The sequence below is a fragment of the Rhodanobacter geophilus genome, assembly GCF_040812275.1.
Taxonomy (GTDB): domain Bacteria; phylum Pseudomonadota; class Gammaproteobacteria; order Xanthomonadales; family Rhodanobacteraceae; genus Rhodanobacter_A; species Rhodanobacter_A geophilus.
On record NZ_JBFOHL010000010.1, the window covers coordinates 118864 to 137482 of the forward strand.

Genomic DNA, 18619 nt, shown 5'->3' on the forward strand with positions numbered 1-18619 from the left:
TCACGCCGTGCCGGAAGCGCCGGTTGCGCCGGCATCGCGCAGCAGGTGTTCCGCATCGACGCGGTCGAACCGGTAGCGCTGCGCGCAGAACTCGCAGTCCACCTCGATGTGGCCGTCCTGTGCATCCAGCGTTGCCTCGACCTCGTCGCGACCCAGCGAACGCAGCATCGCCGCCACCCGCTCGCGGCTGCAGCTGCAACCGAACGCCAGCGGGCGCGGCTCGAACAGGCGCACGGATTCCTCGTGGTACAGGCGGTACAGCAGCTGCTCCGGGGTGACAGCCAGCATTTCCGCCGCACCCAGCGTGGCGGTAAGGTGCATCACCCGCGTCCACGCATCCTCGTCCTGCACCGCGCCGTGGCCGCCTTCGTCGGGCAGCTTCTGCAGCATCAGGCCCACCGCATGCTCGCCATCGGCGGCCAGCACCAGGCGCGCCGGCAACTGCTCGGACTGGGCGAAGTAGTTTTCCAGCACGCCGGCGAGATCCGGCGCGCGCAGCTCCACCAGGCCCTGATAGCGCCGACCACGCTCCACGTTGCCGATGGTGATCGCCATCACCGCCTGCGGCAGCGCCTCGAGCGACAGCGGCTGCGGCAGCGGCGACTCCCAGCGCGCCAGTCCGCGCAGGCGGCCCTGGTCGGTGCATTCGGCAAACAGCAGGCGCAGTGCGCCGGCGCTCTTCAGCTGCACGGACAGTTCGCCATCGAGCTTGATGTTCGCGGTCAGCAGCGCGCTGGCCGCCAGTGCCTCGCCCAGCAGGCCGCGCAAGGCGGCCGGGTAATCGGCACGGCCGGCCACCTCGCGCCACGCCGGCCCCAGCCGCACCAGTGCGCCGCGCACGCCGGCGCGTTCGAGCAGGAAGCGGTGCAACACATCTTCGACAAGTACGGTTTCCACGCGATCACCTCGCAAGACTGTCCCCGCAAGATAGGGGCGGATGGCCGGCGTGCAATGGCCGGCAAGGCGGCGCGAGCCATGCGGAGATCGTGAACAGGCTCTTATACTGCCGCGAATCTCCGCCCTGGCATGCCATGTTCCGTCGCCCGCTCCTTCGTCGCCTGCTGCGCTGGATCGCGCTCGCCGTGCTGGCGTGGATCGCCGTCACCTGGTTCGCGGTGCTGGTGCTGCGCTTCGTGCCACCTGTCACCTCGGCGATGATGCTGGAGCGGCGCATCGGCGCCTGGGTGCACGGCGAACGCGATTTCCATCTGCGCCAGCACTGGGTGCCGTGGTCGCAGGCGTCGCCCTGGGTGCCGCTGGCGATGGTGGCCGGCGAGGACCAGAAATTCCCGTTCCACCACGGCTTCGACTTCGACTCCATCCACCAGGCGATCGACGCCGCCGACGACGGCGCGCGCCTGCGCGGCGCCAGCACGATCAGCCAGCAGACCGCGAAGAACCTGTTCCTGTGGAACGGCCGCAGCTTCGTGCGCAAGGGACTGGAGGCGTATTTCACCGTGCTGCTGGAACTGACCTGGCCGAAGCGGCGCATCCTCGAGGTGTACATGAACATCGCCGAGCTGGGCGACGGCGTCTACGGCGTGGGTGCGGCCAGCGAGATCTATTTCCACGTGCCACCGGCGCGCCTCACGCCGGCGCAGGCGGCGCGGCTGGCCGCGGTGCTGCCCAACCCGCGGCGCCTGCATGCCGACCGCCCCAGCGCCTACGTGCTGCGTCGCGCGGACTGGATCGAACGGCAGATGCGCCAGCTCGGTGGGCCGTCCTACATCGGGGATCGCCGCTGAGACTTGGCTTTTGCGATCATCCGTGATCGCGGGAGGCAAGCGGGCGGCCGTCCCTGGCCGCACTTTGGCCTGGCTTTTGCGATCATCCGTGATCGCGGGAATCAAACGGGCGGCCATCCCTGGCCGCACTTTTCAAAGGGCGTTTCACGATACGGCTACACTGGCTGCGGGCGCCGGCGCTAGACTGGTTTGGCCCTATCCGCGGGTTCAACCGGAGATCCAGGCATGCGTCAGGTCAGGCATCTGCTGGAAGGCAAGGGTGGCAGCATCTACACCATCGCGCCGGACGCGCCCGTGCTGGAGGCGATCAAGCTGATGGCCGAGCACCGCATCGGCGCCCTGCTGGTGATGCGCGGAGGGCAGCTGCTGGGCGTGGTGTCCGAGCGCGACTACGCGCGCAAGGTGATCCTGCAGGGTCGTTCCTCGGCACAGACCGCAGTGGCCGACATCATGCGCAACGATCCGCTCACGGTGGGCCCGCAGACCGACGTGCTCGACTGCATGCGCCTGTGCACCGACAGCCGCGTGCGCCACCTGCCCGTGCTCGAGGGCGGCAAGGTGGTGGGCATCATCTCGATCGGCGACCTGGTGAAGGCGGTGATCGACGCGCAGGCCGAGCAGATCGAACACCTGGAGCGTTACATCACGGGGTGAGCCGCGCTGCGCGAGGCGCCGGGGATTCCGGTGCCAGGTCGGGCGACCAGCCCGCGCGACGCGACACCCAGGTGGCCAGCACCGCCACACCGGCACCCGCCAGCGCCAGCCCGGTGACACCCACGCCGAGCAGGCGCAGGCCGCTCACCCCGCTGGTCACCACCAGGTCGCCGAAGCGCCACACCGCGGTTTCCACGAAATTCTTGCCCTTGTAGCGCGTCTCGCGCGGCACCCGCGTGTACAGCGCATCCACCGCCGGCTTGGTCATGCCGTAGGCGAAACCGCGCGTGGTCGCCATCATCACCGCCAGCAGCGATACGCCGTAGCCGGATACCACCACGACGCCGTGGCCGCCGACCGCCACCATCAGCAGCAGCAGCACGTTCACCACCGCCGGCAGCACCAGCGCCCAGCCCGCGCCACGGCGTATCAGCAGCCAGCGGGTCAGGGTGAGCTGCAGCAGTGCACCCAGCGTGTTGGTGGCCAGGTCCAGGTCGTTGTAGAACGCCGTGCGCGCCACGCTGTCGACGAAATGCGCCTTGGCGTAGTCGGCCACCAGCGCGTAGGCCAGGGTGCCGATGCCGTCGCCGAACAGCATCAGCAAGGCCATGTAGCGCAGGAATGGCCGCGACCACAGTTCGCGCACGCCAGCCCACAGCGAGCCGCCGATCGCCTCGCCGCCACGCTGACCGGGTTTCGCCTGCTCGTGCTGCGCGGACAGCCACAGCAGCAGCGCCATTGCGATCGCCAAGGCCAGCGCCGACACCAGCAGCAACGGCGCCACGCCCAGCCAGCGCACCAGCCAGCGCGTCAGCAGCGGTCCGAAGATCGCCCCGGCCATGCCGCCCAGCGCGATCAGCGAGAACACCCGGCGTGCCCGGCCGCTGCTGAAGATGTCGGCCATGAAGCTCCAGAACAGCGACACCACGAACAGGTTGAACACGCTGACCCACACGAAGAACACCACGCCAAGCTCGCGCGCGCCGATGCGGTCCTGGGCCACGAAGGCCGGCACGAAGGCCAGCAGGCAGAGAATGAAGAAGCTGTAGCTCCAGCCCAGCAGCCGTCGCCGCGGGAAGCGCGCCACCAGGGCGCCGAACACCGGTGTCAGCAGCAGCATCGCCACGAACACCGCGGCATAGAACAGCGGCAGCGACTGCGAACCCACCGCACCGCTCAGCTGGTCGCGCACCGGCCGGATGATGTAGTACGCGGTCATCACGAAGAAGAACGCCAGCGCGGACAGCGCGGGTTCGGCACCCTCACGGGTCGCGGCGGCACGGATCGGACTCACCAGGGACATCCAGCGCGGGCAGGGCCCGGGGGGCTGCAAGGCTAGCACGTGCTCCGTGCCGCGCCTTCGCAGGCGGCCCGCGATCCGGGACGGCATCGAATGAACCCGCGCGAGCGTCGCGGGTCACATCTGCTGTCACCGTGCCGAAGCCGCGTTGTTCCTTCGCGCAAAGTGCCGGAGAATCGATGCTTCCACGCAGCTGCCAGACGCCTGTCTGCGGCGCCCCCTTCCCGGCGTTTCCGCGCCGACCAGCCTTGCGACGAACATGCGGCTTCGACACCTTTCCCTCGCCGTTGCCTGTGCCATTGGCCTGGGCTGCACCAGCCTCAGCGCCGCACCGGTCGGCAAGACCGACGCCCTGCCGCCGGCCAGCGCGCACATCGCCTCGGCCGAATTGCCGGCCGAACGCGTCCAGGCCACGCTCGCCGACTACCGGCGCTGGCTGGACGAACTCGACGCGCGCCATGGCGTCGCCGGCATGGCCACGGCGGTGGTCATCGATGACAAGGTCGTGTTCGAGCACACCCTGGGCTATGCCGATGCGAGCAAACGGACGCCGGTCGCGCCGGATACCGTGTTCCGGCTGGCCTCGCTCTCCAAGGCCTTCGCCACCGCGGTCACCGGCCTGCTGGTGGACAGCGGCAAGCTGCGCTGGGACATGAAGCTGGTCGACGTGCTGCCCTACTTCAAGCTCAAGGACATGCAGGCCGCCGACCAGGCCACCGTGGCCGACATCCTCGGCCAGCGGCTGGGCCTGCCGCACAACACCTACGACAACCTGCTCGAAGGCGACGTGTCCTACCAGGAACTGGTGCGCAAGCTGGACGAGGTGGACAACACCTGCCCTCCGGGCCAGTGCTACGGCTACCAGAACGTGGCCTTCAGCATGATCGGCGACGTGCTGTTCGCGCGCACCGGCAACTTCTTCGATCGCCTCGTCGACCAGCGCATCTTCCAGCCGCTGGGCATGCAGACCGCCAGCTACGGGCGCTCGGGGCTGGAGTCCAGCAAGAGCTGGGCGCACCCGCACCGTCCCGGCAGCGGCCACAGCTGGATTCCGTTCGAGCCCAGCGAGACCTACTACCGCGTGGCGCCCGCCGCCGGCGTCAACGCCAGCATCCGTGACATGGAGCAGTGGCTTGTCGCGCAGATGGGCGGCCGCCAGGACGTGCTGCCCACTTCGCTGCTCGACGTGCTGCACGCACCCGCGGTGGACACGCCGACCGAGCTGCGCGCCACGCCCTGGCGCCGCGCGCGGCTCAGCGCCGCCCATTACGCGCTGGGCTGGCGCGTCTACACCTACGGCGGCGAGACACTGATCTTCCACGCCGGCGCCGTCGCCGGTTACCGCACCATGATCGGCTTCTTCCCGAAATACCATGCCGGCGTGGTCACCCTGTGGAACTCCACCGGCCCGATGCCCAGCGGCCTGATGCCGATGGTGTTCGACAGCCTGCTCGGCCTGCCGCACGTGGACTGGGCCGGCGTGGAAAGCCCCGAACCGGCCAAGGCGGCACCCGCCAGGACGCGGCCTTCGCACAAGGCGCGCTCGCGTCGCCGCCACTGAGCCTGCGTTGCCGGAAGATCCAGACGAAGACGGCGCATGCCATGCATGCGCCGTCTCCACTCTCCCGGGTCACCGGATCGATCAGCGCCCGGTACTGAACTCGATCTTCTGCTGCTTGGTACTCGCCACCGCGACACCATCGCGCATCGCCGGCTTGAAGCGGTAGCGGCCCACCGCCTCCATGGCGGCACGGTCGAACACGTGGCGCGGCTGCGCATCAACCACATGCACGTCCGAGGTGCGTCCTTCCGGCGTGATCGTGAAGCCGACCACCACCCAGCCGCTCTGGCCCGATCGCAGGGCCGCCGTCGGGTAGTTCGGATTCACCGCCTTCAACAGCACGGCGTCGACGGTCTGGGCGCTGGCGGCCGCGACCTGGGCGGCCGGCGCCTGCTCCGGCGCAGCCGCCTTTTGCTGCTGCTGTTCGATTCGCTGCTGCTTGGTCTTGGCCTGCTCGGCAGCCAGCTGCGCCTGCTGCTGTTCGGCCTGCTTCGCGGCCTCCTGCTTCTCGGCGGCAGCCTTCTCCGCGGCGAGCTGCGCGGCCTTCTGCTGGTCCTGCGCCTGCTGTTGCTGCTGGCTGGCCAGCTTGCGCTGGGCATCGAGCTTGGAACGCAGGATGGTCAGCGTGTAGTTCGCCGGGTCGGCCTTGGCCAGCAGATCAATCTCGCGCTGCGCCTCGTTGAAGTCGCGCGAGTTGACGGCCTGCTCGGCATCGGAGGCGGCATACGGGAAGGTCTCGCGCAAGGCGCTGGTCGCCACCGGATTGTCCGGCTGCTTGGCCAGCACGCGCAGGTAGAACTCGAACGCGTTGTTGCCCACCGGCGCCAGCAGGCGCTGGTCCTTCAGGGCCTTGCTGGCCTCGGCCAGCAGCTGGTTGACGTCCATCGCCTGCACGTTGGCCGGCGCAGCCGCTGCCGGCGTCTTTCCCGCCGACACGGCGGGTACGCCGCCGGCGTCCAGCTGCATCTGCTGCTGGTAGGGGCGGACGATCAACAGCCATGCCGCGGCGGCAAGTGCCGCAACGATGGCAACGATGGCGACGGCAACGGGCCGGGCGGCCCCGCGCACGCGACGGTGCGCGATGTAGATATATCGGGTATCCATGGTCTCTCACCGAGTGTCGACAGATACCCGCGCTTTTTCCCCCTGTGCATCCAGGAGCGGCAAGTCCCCTGACTACGCCGCGGCGCGGATATGGGAAAGGTAACCGCATTGCGCCGGGCGGGCAAATCGCAGGGATTTTCGTCACAAGCCGTGATGCGCTCCGCGGCAGCGGGGCGGGCGGCATGCTGCCAGGGGCGACGCGCCAGGGGCATGGCCGGCGCACAAGATTCATGCGATCGCCCCTGGCCGCGAGGATCAAACGGGCGGCCAGCCAGGGCCGCACTCCTCAGCCCTTGCGATCATCCCTGATCGCGAGGATCAAACGGGCGGCCATCCAGGGCCGCACTCCTGAAACGAAACGTCCCGGCAGGGCCGGGACGAAGTTTCCGAATCGACCTCCCCGCGCTGGGCACCGCGGGGAGGCAAGTCGATGATGCCTGTTGTGTGATGCTTACTTCTTGGCGGTCTTGCTGGTCTTGCTGGTCTTGACGGCCTTCACCACCTTGGCGGCGGCAGGCTTCTTGGCGGCGGCCTTCTTCGCCGCCGGCTTCTTGGCGACCTTCTTCGCCGTGGTCTTCTTCGCAGCCGCCGGCTTCTTGGCGGCGGCCTTCTTCGCCGCCGGCTTGCGGACGGCCTTCTTCGCGGCAGCCTTCTTGACGGCCGGCTTCTTGGCGGCGGTCTTCTTGGCAGTGGTCTTCTTGGCGGCCTTCTTGGCAGCCGGCTTCTTTGCAGCGGATTTCTTGGCAGTGGCCATGGTTCGTCTCAGCTCCTCATCGGTTGGCAGTGGTTGCCCAGTAAAAGCGTGGAGGAACGCCTCGACCAGCAAATCGCTGTTGGTGGCGTGCCTCAAATTTTTCACCTGACGTTCGGTGCGCAGGTCGGACAGCGTTCGCAATACGTGGAGCGGAATCGAAACGGTGATCTTGCGTACTGCGTTCGCCTTCTCACCGTGCTCCACGTAAGGCTTGATGTATTTCGGTGTTGCCATGTTGCCGTTCCCCATGAACTTGGGCGAAAGCTATTCCGTAAGATTTCAGCTGTCAATGGATTTTCGTCGGTAAATCAATCCGTTTCGCCATGGGGCGGGCGACGACCGCGCGGGCGGCGCCCGCACCCCGTCGAAGCAGCGTTCCATGTTTGGATGTCTATACATCCAAACGCTCATTCCATCCATTTTCGTCATGCCCATCGAAAAGTGCATGAAACAAGGCATTTCTGCCTGGTGGCGGTGCACTGCATGGAATGCGCTACGTCATCACCGCCATGCATCAAGGCCGCGATCCGAATGCCTCGCGACGCCGTCCCGGCGAGATGAACGGGGCGCGACCGGATTTTTCGCCGGGCACCCTCCGACAGGGCGATCGCCGCCGATGAAGGCATCGAATGCGCGCTTCCCGGGACCTCGCCGCGACGGTGACGCGGGCATCGGCCACATCCGTCACGACGGCGACGCCCCTTGCGCCGATGCCGCAAACAGCCGTCCATTTGCAACATCGACGCGGCGCGACGAACGCCGGAAACGACGACGGCCGCGCAAGGCGGCCGTCGTCAATCCACGCGGAAACGAGACATCAGTGGTCTTCGTTCTCGATCAGCTCCTCGTAGGCGCCGGCATCGAGCAACTGGTCCAGCTCGGCGCGATCGCTGATGCGCACGGCGAAGATCCAGCCCTCGCCGTAGGCATCCTCGTTGATCGTCTCGGGCTTGTCGTTGAGCGCCTCGTTGACCTCCACCACCTCGCCGGACACCGGCGAGTAGATGTCCGAGGCGGCCTTCACCGACTCCACCACCGCGGCCGCATTGCCGGCCGTGACGCTGGCGCCGATTTCCGGCAGCTCGACGTAGACCAGGTCGCCGAGCGCGGACTGGGCATGGTCGGAGATGCCCACGCGCACCAGGCCGCCGTCCTCGACGCGGGCCCACTCGTGGGATTTGTTGAACTTCAGGTCGCCGGGGATCTCGCTCATGGTCGGGTCCAGTTTCGGGTCAGGGGACAGGCGGCCATTCTAGCCGCAAGACGGTCTCGGGGAAGGCCTGCTCAGATGCCCTCGCAGGGCTTGCCGTCGCGCACGAACGGATACTTCACCAGGCGCACCGGCAACTCGCGGCCGCGGATGTCGACGCGCACCGCGCCGGGCTCGCCGGCAGGAATGCGCGCGAACGCCACCGCCTTCTCCAGCGTGGGCGCGAAACTGCCGGAAAGGATCTCGCCTTCGCCGTTCGCGGTGAGCACCTTCTGGCCGTGGCGCAGCACGCCCTTCTCGTCCAGCACCAGGCCCACCATCACGCGCTTCACGCCATCGGCCTTCTGCCGCTCCAGCGCGGCGCGGCCGATGAAGTCGCGGCCTGCGTCCAGCGCGATGGTCCAGCCGAGGTTGGCCTCCCACGGCGAGACGGTCTCGTCCATGTCCTGGCCATAGAGGTTCATGCCCGCTTCCAGCCGCAGCGTGTCGCGCGCGCCGAGCCCCGCGGGCGCCACGCCGGCGGCGGCCAGCGCTTCCCACAGCGCCACGGCATGCTCGGCCGGCACGATGATCTCGAAGCCGTCCTCGCCGGTGTAGCCGGTGCGCGCCACGAACAGCGGCATGCCGTGCGGGCCCTGCGCCGCCGCGGCGGCGAACTTGCCCAGCTTCTCGATGCGCGGGCGATCCACCTCGTGCAGCAGGCCCAGCACCCTGGCGCGGGCGTTCGGGCCCTGCACCGCGATCATCGCGAACTCGGGGCGCTCCTTCACCTGCACGTCGAAGGCCACGGCCTGCTTTTCGATCCAGGCGAGGTCCTTGGCGCGGGTGGCGGCGTTCACCACCAGGCGGTAGAACTCGTCGCCGAGGAAGTACACGATCAGGTCGTCGATCACCCCGCCCTGCTCGTTCAGCATGCACGAGTACAGCGCCTTGCCGTGCACCTTGAGCTTGTCCACGCTGTTGGCCAGCAGGTGGCGCAGGAAGTCCTTCGTGCGCGCGCCGTGCAGGTCGACCACGGTCATGTGCGAGACGTCGAACATGCCGGCGTCGCGGCGCACCGCGTGGTGCTCCTCGATCTGCGAGCCGTAGTTGATCGGCATGTCCCAGCCGCCGAAATCGACCATGCGCGCGCCCAGTGCGCGATGGGTGGCGTTGAGTACGGTCTTCTCGGTCATCGCGGAGGCGCCTTGCGGGGAAGGGAGACAGCCATTATCCCCTGCCCGCACGCACCTTTCCAAGCCGCAGGCTTCAGTGCGCGGACGTATCGATGCAACGGAAGGTGAGGTTGATCCGCGGCACATCGAGCCCCCGCATGCGCGGCAAGTCGTGCCGGTACAGCTGCTGGGTGGTACCGGCCATGCGCAACAGGCTGCCGTGCGGCAGCGCCAGGGCGAACGTATCGCCCGGCCGCGCCGGCTCGCCACGCGCGCGGCGGCGGCGGAAACGGAAACGCCGCTCCACGCCCAGGCTCAGCGAGGCGATCACCGGTTGCACGCCCAGCTCCGGCTCGTCGTCGCTGTGCCAGCCCATCGCATCGCGGCCGTCGCGATAGAGGTTCGCCAGCACGCTGTTGAAGTGCGTGGCGCAGGCCTGCCCGACGCGCTCGCGCAAGGCGGCCAGGGCCGGCGGCCAGGGGCGCGGCTCGAAGCGGGTGCGCGAATAGGTGTAGGCGGCGCCGGGATCGCCGATCCAGCAGCTCAGCCGCGGCGAGGCGACTTCGCGGCCGAACAGGCGGATGCGGTGGCTTTCCCACGCGACCACCTGCTGCAACTCGGCGAACAGCGCGTCCGCCTCGCCGGCATCCAGCCAGTGCGGCCACAGGGCCACGTCCGCCTCCGGCAACGCGATGCGCTGCCAGCCGCCGGATGCCGTCGCCCCGCTCATCGCTCAGGAGACGTGATCGCCATCGCCCGTCGGTGCGACGATGCGTTCCAGCAGTTGCTCGGTCAGCTGCTCCGCCAGCCGCTCGGCGCGCTGGCCCGCCGTATGCAGATGCACCTCGGGCGCCTCGGGCGCCTCGTAAGGCGCATCGATGCCGGTGAAATTGCGGATCTCGCCGGCGCGCGCCTTGCGGTACAGGCCCTTGGGGTCGCGCTGCTCGCATTCGGCCAGCGGCGTGTCCACGAACACCTCGACGAACTCGTCCGCGTCGAACAGCTCGCGCACCGAACGGCGCTCGCTGCGGTAGGGCGAGATCGCGCTGACCAGCACGATCAGGCCCGCATCCACCATCAGGTGCGCCACCTCGCCGATGCGGCGGATGTTCTCCACGCGATCCTCGGGGGTGAAGCCGAGGTCCTTGTTGATGCCGTGGCGCACGTTGTCGCCGTCCAGCAGGTAGGTGTGGTGGCCCAGCGCGTGCAGGCGCTTCTCCACCAGGTTCGCGATGGTGGACTTGCCCGCACCGGACAGGCCGGTGAACCACAGGCACAGCGGGCGCTGGCCCATGCTGGTGCCGCGCACGGCCTTGTCCACGTCCACGTGCTGCCAGTGCACGTTGGCGGAGCGGCCCAGTGCGAAGTCCAGCATGCCGCAGGCCACGGTGGCGTTCGTCTGGCGGTCGATCAGGATGAAGCCGCCCAGGGTGCGGTTGGTGGCGTAGGACTCGAACGCGATCGCCTCGTCCAGGCCCACCGTGCAGTAGCCCACCTCGTTGAGCGAGAGGTGGCGGGCCGCCAGCTTGGCCTGCGTGTTGACGTCCACCTTGTGCTTGATCGCCATCACCCGCGCGTTGACCGTGCGCGTGCCGATCTTCAGCCAATAGGTGCGGTTGGGCAGCAACGCGTTGTCGCCCAGCCACACCACGTGGCAGGCGAACTGGTCGGCCACCGGCGCGGGGCGCAGCGCGTCGGCGATCACGTCGCCGCGGCTGGCGTCCAGCTCGCGGTCCAGGCACAGCGTCACCGCCTGCCCTTCGCCCGCACTGTCGAGGTCGCCGTCGGCGGTGACAATGCGCTCGATGCGCGCGCGCTGCACGCCGGGTTGCACCACCACTTCCTCGCCCCGGGCCACGCGGCCGCCGCAGATCGTGCCGGCGTAGCCGCGGAAACTCTGGTCGGGCCGGTTCACCCATTGCACCGGCATGCGGAAGTCGGCGGCGCGGGCGGGCGTGGTATCGGCCGCCTCCAGCAGCTCCAGCAGGGTCGGCCCCTGGTACCACGACAGGCGCGTGGAGCGCGCACCCACGTTGTCGCCGCCCGGCGCGATCACCGGCAGGCAGTCGACCTTGGCGATGCCCAGCGCCTGTGCCAGCGCCTGGTAGGCCTCGGCGATTTCCCGGTAGACGCGCTCGTCGCAGCCCACCAGGTCCATCTTGTTCACCGCCAGCACCGCCTGGCGGATGCCTAGCAGGCTGCATATGTAGGAGTGCCGGCGCGTCTGCGGCAGCAGGCCCTTGCGCGCGTCCACCAGCACCACCGCCAGCTCGGCGTTGGAGGCGCCGGTGGCCATGTTGCGGGTGTACTGCTCGTGGCCGGGGCAGTCCGCCACGATGAAGCTGCGCCGTGCGGTGTGGAAGTAGCGGTAGGCCACGTCGATGGTGATGCCCTGCTCGCGCTCGGCGTCGAGGCCGTCGGTAAGCAGGGCGAAATCCAGCGTGTCGCCCGCGTCGGCATGCAGCTTGCGGCTGTCGCGCGCCAGCGCGGCGAGCTGGTCCTCCGGCACCATGCCGGCGTCGTACAGCAGGCGGCCGAGCAGGGTGCTCTTGCCGTCGTCCACGCTGCCGCAGGTGATGAAGCGCAGCAGGCCCTGGCCGGTGGCGGGTGCGGTCACGGCATCCATCAGAAATAGCCCTCCTGCTTCTTGCGCTCCATCGAGGCGCCGGGGTCGTGGTCGATCACCCGCCCCTGCCGCTCGGAACTCCTCGAATCGGCCATCTCCCGGATGATCTCGTCCAGCGTGGCGGCGCTGGATTCCACCGCGCCGGTGAGCGGGTAGCAGCCCAGGGTGCGGAAACGCACCATGCGCGTTTCCACCTTTTCGCCTTCGCGCAGGGTGAAGCGCTCGTCGTCCACCATGATCAGCGCGCCGTCGCGCGCCACCACCGGCCGCGGCTTGGCGAAGTACAGCGGCACCACCGGGATGTTCTCGCGGCGGATGTATTGCCAGACGTCCATCTCGGTCCAGTTGGAAATCGGGAACACGCGCACGCTCTCGCCCTTGCGGATCTGCGTGTTGAAGGTGTGCCAGAACTCGGGGCGCTGGTGCTTGGGGTCCCAGCGATGCTGCGCGTTGCGGAACGAGAACACGCGCTCCTTGGCGCGCGACTTCTCCTCGTCGCGCCGCGCGCCGCCGATGGCCGCGTCGAACTGGTACTTGTCCAGCGCCTGCTTCAGCCCCTGCGTCTTCATCACGTCGGTGTGCACGGTGGCGCCGTGGGTGAGCGGCGAGATGCCCTGGCGCAGGCCGTCCTCGTTGATGTGCACCAGCAGCTCGACGTCGCCCTGCGCGGCCACCTGGTCACGGAAGGCGATCATCTCGCGGAACTTCCAGGTGGTGTCCACGTGCAGCAGCGGGATCGGCGACTTCGCGGGATGGAACGCCTTGCGCAGCAGGTGCAGCAGCACCGAGGAATCCTTGCCGATGGAATAAAGCATCACCGGCTTGCGGAAACAGGCCGCCACCTCGCGGAAGATGTGGATGCTCTCGGCCTCGAGTTCGTCGAGGTGGTCGGTGCGGGGGGCAAGACGAGCGTTCATGGACTGCCGGTTTCAGTGGCGATGTACGGCCTGCCGCAGGGCGGGCCAAAAGGGCATGCTACGCGAGCGCCGCGGATTGCCCAAACAACCATGCCGGCGGGGAAGCGCGCCGGATGGCATATGGCGCCAAAGCGCATCCTCGCGCGACGGTAGAGCCCGCGCAGGAGCGGCTTCAGCCGCGATTCGCGCCCCATCCCCAAAAGCGTCGCGGCTGAAGCTCCTACACCGCTCCTGCGGGTTGGCATTCGTCGGACCGAATCAGATTATCGCCGGATAAACCGGATCGGCATCCAGCGTGGCCGAGCACACCGCGGCCAGTTCCAGCAGGCGCAGGTCCGAGCCGCGCCCGCCCACCAGCTGCAGGCCCACCGGAAGGCCGTTCGACAGCGTGCCCATCGGGATGCTCACCGCGGGGCAACCGGCGAGGCTGGCGAAGCTGGTGAGGTCGGCCTGGTTGTCCGGCGCCGCATCGCCCAGCGGGAACGCGCCCTGCGGCGTGGTGGGCAGCACCAGCACGTCGATCTGCGAAAACAGCCGGCGCATCTTCAGGGCGGCCGCGTCGAGCACGCGGTCGGCCTTCGCGTAGTCGGCCGCGCTCTTGTGCTCGGCATAGCCCAGCAACTCGCGGAAGCGTGGCGACACCGGATGCCGGGTGTCGGCCAGATCCGCGGCGAAGGTGCCCAGCATCTCCGCCTCCATCAGCAGCAGGCCGGCGCGACGGGTGCGCGCGAAATCCCAGTCGGCGAAGTCCACCGTGCGGCGCTCGCCCAGCGCGTGGGCAAGCTTCGCCACCGCCGACTCGAACAGCGCCGCCACCTCGGGCTGCACCCCGACTGCGGCAAGGTCCGGCAGCAGGCCGGTGCGCAGCTTGCCCGGTTCCCAGTCCGGCAGTGCCAGCGCCACGCGGCGGCGGCGCGAGCGCGCGTCGTCGGCGTCGTAGCCGGCCAGCACCTGCAGCAGCACGGTGAGGTCGGCCACGCTGCGCGCGAGCAGGCCCACCGCATCCAGCCGCCGCGCCGCCGGCACCAGGCCTCGCGTGGAAATCTCGCCGTGGGTGGGCTTGAGCGCGTACACGCCGCAGTAGCTGGCGGGAATGCGGATCGAACCCAGGCTGTCCGAACCCACCGCCGCCGCCGCCAGGCCTGCCGCCACCGCGGCCGCCGAGCCGCCGGAGGAGCCGCCCGCGCTGTAGCCGTGCTTCCATGGGTTGTGGGTGGGGCCGTAGTGTGGATTGTCGGTGGCCGCGCCCAGCGCGCCCTCGTCCATGTTGGTCTTGCCCAGCAGCACCGCGCCCGAGGCGCGCAGCCGCGCCACCACGTGCGCGTCGTCCATCGCCGGCTGTTCGCGCCCGGGCAGGCCGGCGCGGGTGGGCCAGCCGGCGATGTCGAGGTTGTCCTTGATCGCCACCGGGATGCCGTCGAGCCGGCCGATCACGCCGTCGCGGCGGCGATGCTCGGCGGTGCGCGCCTGTTCCTGCAGCAGGCCCGGGCTCAGGCCCACGTAGGCGTTGAGCTGCGGGTTGATGCGATCGATCGCCTCCCCGCAGGCCTCGGCCAGCGCCTGCGGATTGGTGCGCCCCGCGGCCATCCAGTGCAGCAACTGGCATACGGTGGCGCGGCGCAGGTCCGGGTCGGCGATCGGCGGCAGCGAACTCATCGGCATTCCTTGGGTGTGCGCCCATCCATGAACGCGAAGATCAAGAAGCGGCCATCCTTGGCCGCACTCCTCAATAGGCGTGGGCGGATTATCGCCACCACCCGTGAAGCTTGCGCAAGCCCATCCAGCCTCGTTTGCCGCGCAAGGCGCGAAACCGGACAATAGCGCATTCGACGTGTCGCGCCGGCCAACGCCGCGACCGCCCACTGCAGCTTGCCGGAGTCCGCCATGAGCGAACGCGAAACCATGGAATACGACGTCGTCGTGGTCGGCGCCGGGCCGGCCGGGCTGTCGTTCGCGATACGGCTGAAGCAGCTCAGGCCCGACACCACGGTGTGCGTGATCGAGAAGGCCTCGACCATCGGCGCGCAGATCCTCTCCGGCGCGGTGATCGAACCCGGCCCGCTGGACGCCCTGCTGCCCGGCTGGCGCGACAACCCGCCCCCCATTTGCGTGCCGGCCGGCGAGGACGAATTCTGGCTCCTCAGCAAGACCGGCGGCCGCAAGCTGCCGGTACCGCCGGGGATGAAAAACCACGGCAACTTCATCGTCTCGCTGGGCGCGATGTGCGCGTGGCTGGCGCCGCAGGCCGAGGCGCTGGGCGTGGACGTGTTCCCCGGCTTCGCCGCCGCCGACACCGTGTTCAACGAGGACGGCTCCGTCGCCGGCGTACGCATCGGCGACATGGGCGTGGCGAAGGACGGCTCGCACAAGGCCGGCTACACGCAAGGCATCGACATCAAGGCCAGGGTCACCGTGCTCGCCGAAGGCGCGCGCGGCAGCCTCACCAAGCAGCTCGTCAAGCGCTTCAAGCTGGATGCGGACAGCGACCCGCAGGGCTACTCCATCGGCATCAAGGAACTCTGGCAGGTGCCCGCCGGCCGCGCACAGCCCGGCAAGATCGTGCACAGCTTCGGCTGGCCCGCCGACAGCCACACCTACGGCGGCAGCTTCCTCTACCACCTGGACCAGGACCGCATCGCGCTGGGCTACGTCAGCGGCCTCGACTACAGCGACCCGAACTACCAGCCGTGGGAGGCCTTCCAGCAGTGGAAGAACCATCCGCACGTGAAGGGCCTGCTGGAGGGCGGCACCATCCTCTCCGCCGGCGCGCGCGCCATCGTCACCGGCGGCTGGCAGTCGCTGCCGAGGTGCGAGATGCCGGGCGCGCTGCTGATCGGCGACACCGCCGGCCTGCTCAACGTGCCCAAGATCAAGGGCACCCACCAGGCCATCCGCAGCGGCATGCTCGCCGCCGAACACCTCGCCGCCAGCGGGCTGGATCCCGCCGGCTTCGACGCCAGGCTGCGCGGCTCGGAAGCGATGGCGGAACTCAAGAAGGTGCGCAACATCAAGGCCGCCTTCAAGAAGGGCCTGTGGTTCGGCCTGCTGAATGCGGCGTGGGAGACCGTCACCGGCGGCCGCTCGCCGTGGACGCTGAAGAACAAGGCCGACTGGTCCAGCCTGCACAAGCTGGGCGAATGCGAGGAGCCGAAGCGCGACTACGTGCAGCCGCGCGAACTGCCGCCGCGCGACCGCCTCGCCGGCGTCTACTTCGCCGCCACCGAGCACGACGAGGACCAGCCCATCCACCTGCACGTGGCCGACACCAGCATCTGCATCGACCAGTGCAGCAAGGAATACGGCAACCCCTGCACCCGCTTCTGCCCCGCCAACGTGTACGAGATCGTTCAGGATGAAGCGGGCAGGCGCCTGCAGATCAACGCCGCCAACTGCGTGCACTGCAAGACCTGCGACATCAAGGACCCGTACGAAATCATCACCTGGGTGACGCCTGAGGGCGGCTCGGGGCCGAATTACCAGAACCTGTGAGGGCCTTCCGCTGAGCGGCAAGCTGTCATGGCGACTGAAGCGCCTGGGCTACCTCGCGCAACGCACCCGCGCCAGCGTGGCGCTGCGCGGTTGGCGCGGCACGCTGGCGCGCATGCGGCAGGAGTTCCAGTCACTCCCTGAACGTGACGATGCCCTGGAACTGCTGCCGCTGGACGAGCCGTTCGCACCGTTCGCGCTGCCGGTGTCGGACACACCACGCGTGTCCATCGTGATACCGGTGCACGGCAAGCTTGCCTACACCCTGGCCTGCCTGCGCTCGCTGGCGAGGCACGGCGCGCAGGCGCCGTTCGAGGTCATCGTGGTGGACGACGCCTCGCCCGACGACAGCGCCGCCATCTTGGCGCAGATCAGCGGCCTGCACCTGCTGCGCAATACGGAAAACCTCGGCTTCGTGGGCAGCTGCAATGCCGGCGCAGCGGTGGCCCATGGCGAATTCCTGCTGTTCCTCAACAACGATACCCAGGTGACGCCTGGCTGGCTGGATGCGTTGCTGCGCTGCTTCGCCGAGCGTTCCGAGTGCGGCATCGCCGGCAGTCGTCTGGTCTATCCCGACGGCCGCCTGCAGGAAGCGGGCGGCCTGGTTTTCGCCGACGGCAGCTGCTGGAACGTCGGGCGCTTCGAGTCGCGCGGCGCAGCCGCTTTCCGCTTCCGCCGCGAAGCCGACTACGTCTCCGGCGCCGCATTGATGATCCTTCGCGACGTGTTCCAACGCGTCGGTGGATTCGACGCGCGCTTTGCACCCGGCTACTACGAGGATACCGACCTCGCCTTTGCGGTGCGCAAGCTCGGGCTGCGCGCCTACTACGAGCCGAGCAGCACGGTGATCCACTGCGAAGGCATCAGCGCCGGCACCGATCTCGACAACGGCATGAAGCGCTTCCAGCGCGTCAACCAGGCGAAGTTCGTCGACAAATGGAAAGCCGAACTCATCGACCAGGCGCCGCCCGGCACCCCGCTGGAACGCGCAATTCGCTGGCGCCGCCGCGGCTGCGTGCTGGTGGTGGATGCCATGACGCCCGACCCTGGCCGTGATTCCGGCTCGCTGCGCCTCGCCGCCATCCTGCGCATCCTCGACGGGCAAGGCTGGAGCGTGGCCTTTTGCCCCGACGACGGCCGCGCCACATCCGGCGAAATCGCCGCATTGGGTGCACTGGGCTGCGAAGTGTTGTGCAAGCCGGAAATCACCAACCTGCCCGACTGGCTGCGCCGCCACGGTGGCGAACTGCACGCCGTGATGTTGTGCCGGCACACCGTTGCCGGCCAGTACGAAGCACTGGTGCGCCGCTATGCGCCGCAGGCGAAATTGCTGTTCGACACCGTGGACCTGCACTTCCTGCGCGAACAACGCGCCGCGGAACTGGCCGGCAGCGATGCCATGCGCCAACAGGCCGAAAACTCGCGCCGCAGCGAGTTGGCCCTGATCGAACAGGCCGACATCAGCTTCGTGGTCAGCCCGCACGAGCAGGCACTGCTGAGGCAATTGCTGCCTGCCGCTCGCGTGGAACTGCTTTCCAACATCCACGATGTGCGCGGCTGCCGACGTCCGCATGCCGAGCGCCGCGACCTGGTTTTCATCGGCGGCTACGGCCACCCGCCGAACAGTGACGCGATGCGCTGGATCTCCCATGAAATTCTGCCGCGGATACGTCAATCCATGCCTGGCATGCGCCTGCACGTGCTGGGGGACATACCCGACGCCGTGTGTCGCGAACTGGCCTCGCCCGGCCTCGAGTTCCATGGCCGCGTACCCGACCTGGCGCCATGGCTGGACAGCTGCCTCGCCTCGCTCGCTCCGCTGCGTTTCGGTGCCGGCGTGAAGGGAAAGATCAACATGGCGATGAGCTTCGGCGTACCGGTGATCGCCACCACCGTTGCCGTGGAAGGCATGCAGTTGTCCGATGGCTTGGATGTACTGGTCGCAGATGATGCCGCCAGTTTCGCCGCGGCCGTGGCGCGCTTGAAGGGTGATGCAGCGCGATGGCAGGTGCTGTCGACTCACGGCCTCGACAACGTGCGGAGGCACTTCTCCGCCGCCGCCGCCGCCGCCACACTGCGGCACGCACTGGATTGACCGGACATACTCC

General features: G+C 68.7%; 15 protein-coding genes. 5 read left to right on the top strand and 10 right to left on the bottom strand.

Going from position 1 to position 18619, the window contains the following annotated elements; genetic code table 11:
• Positions 1-897 (bottom strand): Hsp33 family molecular chaperone HslO, encoded by an 897-nt coding sequence (hslO, locus tag ABQJ56_RS12340; RefSeq protein WP_367845304.1) that lies wholly within the window; start codon positions 895-897, stop codon positions 1-3.
• A 134-nt stretch (positions 898-1031) separates the two neighbouring features.
• Here hslO and mtgA point away from each other — a divergent pair, with 134 nt between their 5' ends.
• Together mtgA and ABQJ56_RS12350 are read left to right on the top strand one after the other, a co-directional pair.
• Positions 1032-1745, top strand: coding sequence for a monofunctional biosynthetic peptidoglycan transglycosylase (mtgA, locus tag ABQJ56_RS12345; protein WP_367845305.1), 714 nt, complete (start codon positions 1032-1034; stop codon positions 1743-1745).
• Between the two features lie 225 nt (positions 1746-1970).
• Positions 1971-2399, top strand: coding sequence for a CBS domain-containing protein (locus ABQJ56_RS12350; RefSeq protein ID WP_367845306.1), 429 nt, complete (start codon positions 1971-1973; stop codon positions 2397-2399).
• On the opposite strand, the gene ABQJ56_RS12355 is transcribed toward ABQJ56_RS12350, so the two are convergent.
• Positions 2389-3702 carry an NTP/NDP exchange transporter gene (locus tag ABQJ56_RS12355; protein WP_367845307.1) on the bottom strand — a complete coding sequence of 438 codons (1314 nt, stop codon included), beginning with the start codon at positions 3700-3702 and terminating at the stop codon, positions 2389-2391. The two genes, ABQJ56_RS12350 and ABQJ56_RS12355, sit on opposite strands and share 11 nt — an antisense overlap.
• Before the next feature lie 256 nt (positions 3703-3958).
• On the opposite strand from ABQJ56_RS12355, the gene ABQJ56_RS12360 reads away from it, so the two are divergent.
• The gene (locus tag ABQJ56_RS12360) at positions 3959-5260 is read left to right on the top strand and encodes a serine hydrolase domain-containing protein (protein ID WP_367845308.1); all 1302 of its coding nucleotides are present in this window, start codon (positions 3959-3961) and stop codon (positions 5258-5260) included.
• A gap of 81 nt (positions 5261-5341) precedes the next feature.
• On the opposite strand, the gene ABQJ56_RS12365 is transcribed toward ABQJ56_RS12360, so the two are convergent.
• From ABQJ56_RS12365 to ABQJ56_RS12400, 8 genes are all read right to left on the bottom strand, one after another.
• Positions 5342-6364 carry an energy transducer TonB gene (locus ABQJ56_RS12365; protein WP_367845309.1) on the bottom strand — a complete coding sequence of 341 codons (1023 nt, stop codon included), beginning with the start codon at positions 6362-6364 and terminating at the stop codon, positions 5342-5344.
• A gap of 451 nt (positions 6365-6815) precedes the next feature.
• Positions 6816-7352: a met regulon transcriptional regulator MetJ gene (gene metJ / locus ABQJ56_RS12370; RefSeq protein WP_367845310.1), complete on the bottom strand. Its 537-nt coding sequence runs from the start codon at positions 7350-7352 to the stop codon at positions 6816-6818.
• Positions 7353-7935: 583 nt separating this feature from the next.
• On the bottom strand, positions 7936-8331 hold the full coding sequence (gcvH, locus tag ABQJ56_RS12375; protein ID WP_367845311.1) for a glycine cleavage system protein GcvH: 396 nt from the start codon (positions 8329-8331) through the stop codon (positions 7936-7938).
• 71 nt (positions 8332-8402) lie between these two features.
• Complete coding sequence (gene gcvT, locus ABQJ56_RS12380; protein WP_367845312.1) at positions 8403-9503, bottom strand: glycine cleavage system aminomethyltransferase GcvT; 1101 nt, start codon at positions 9501-9503, stop codon at positions 8403-8405.
• 73 nt (positions 9504-9576) lie between these two features.
• Positions 9577-10212, bottom strand: a complete 636-nt coding sequence (locus ABQJ56_RS12385; RefSeq protein ID WP_367845313.1) for an alpha-ketoglutarate-dependent dioxygenase AlkB family protein — start codon at positions 10210-10212, stop codon at positions 9577-9579.
• A 3-nt stretch (positions 10213-10215) separates the two neighbouring features.
• A complete protein-coding gene (gene cysC, locus ABQJ56_RS12390; protein ID WP_367845314.1) occupies positions 10216-12108 on the bottom strand; it encodes an adenylyl-sulfate kinase in 1893 nt (630 codons plus the stop codon).
• On the bottom strand, positions 12108-13025 hold the full coding sequence (gene cysD / locus ABQJ56_RS12395) for a sulfate adenylyltransferase subunit CysD (protein ID WP_367845315.1): 918 nt from the start codon (positions 13023-13025) through the stop codon (positions 12108-12110). Before cysD ends, cysC begins: the two co-directional genes overlap by 1 nt.
• A 258-nt stretch (positions 13026-13283) precedes the next feature.
• Positions 13284-14681, bottom strand: coding sequence for an amidase (locus ABQJ56_RS12400; RefSeq protein WP_367845316.1), 1398 nt, complete (start codon positions 14679-14681; stop codon positions 13284-13286).
• A 228-nt stretch (positions 14682-14909) separates the two neighbouring features.
• Between ABQJ56_RS12400 and ABQJ56_RS12405 the strand changes: the two genes are divergently transcribed.
• Together ABQJ56_RS12405 and ABQJ56_RS12410 are read left to right on the top strand one after the other, a co-directional pair.
• A complete protein-coding gene (locus ABQJ56_RS12405) occupies positions 14910-16514 on the top strand; it encodes an electron transfer flavoprotein-ubiquinone oxidoreductase (RefSeq protein ID WP_367845317.1) in 1605 nt (534 codons plus the stop codon).
• Positions 16515-16590: 76 nt separating this feature from the next.
• Positions 16591-18606, top strand: a complete 2016-nt coding sequence (locus ABQJ56_RS12410; RefSeq protein WP_367845318.1) for a glycosyltransferase — start codon at positions 16591-16593, stop codon at positions 18604-18606.
• Positions 18607-18619 lie beyond the last annotated feature (13 nt).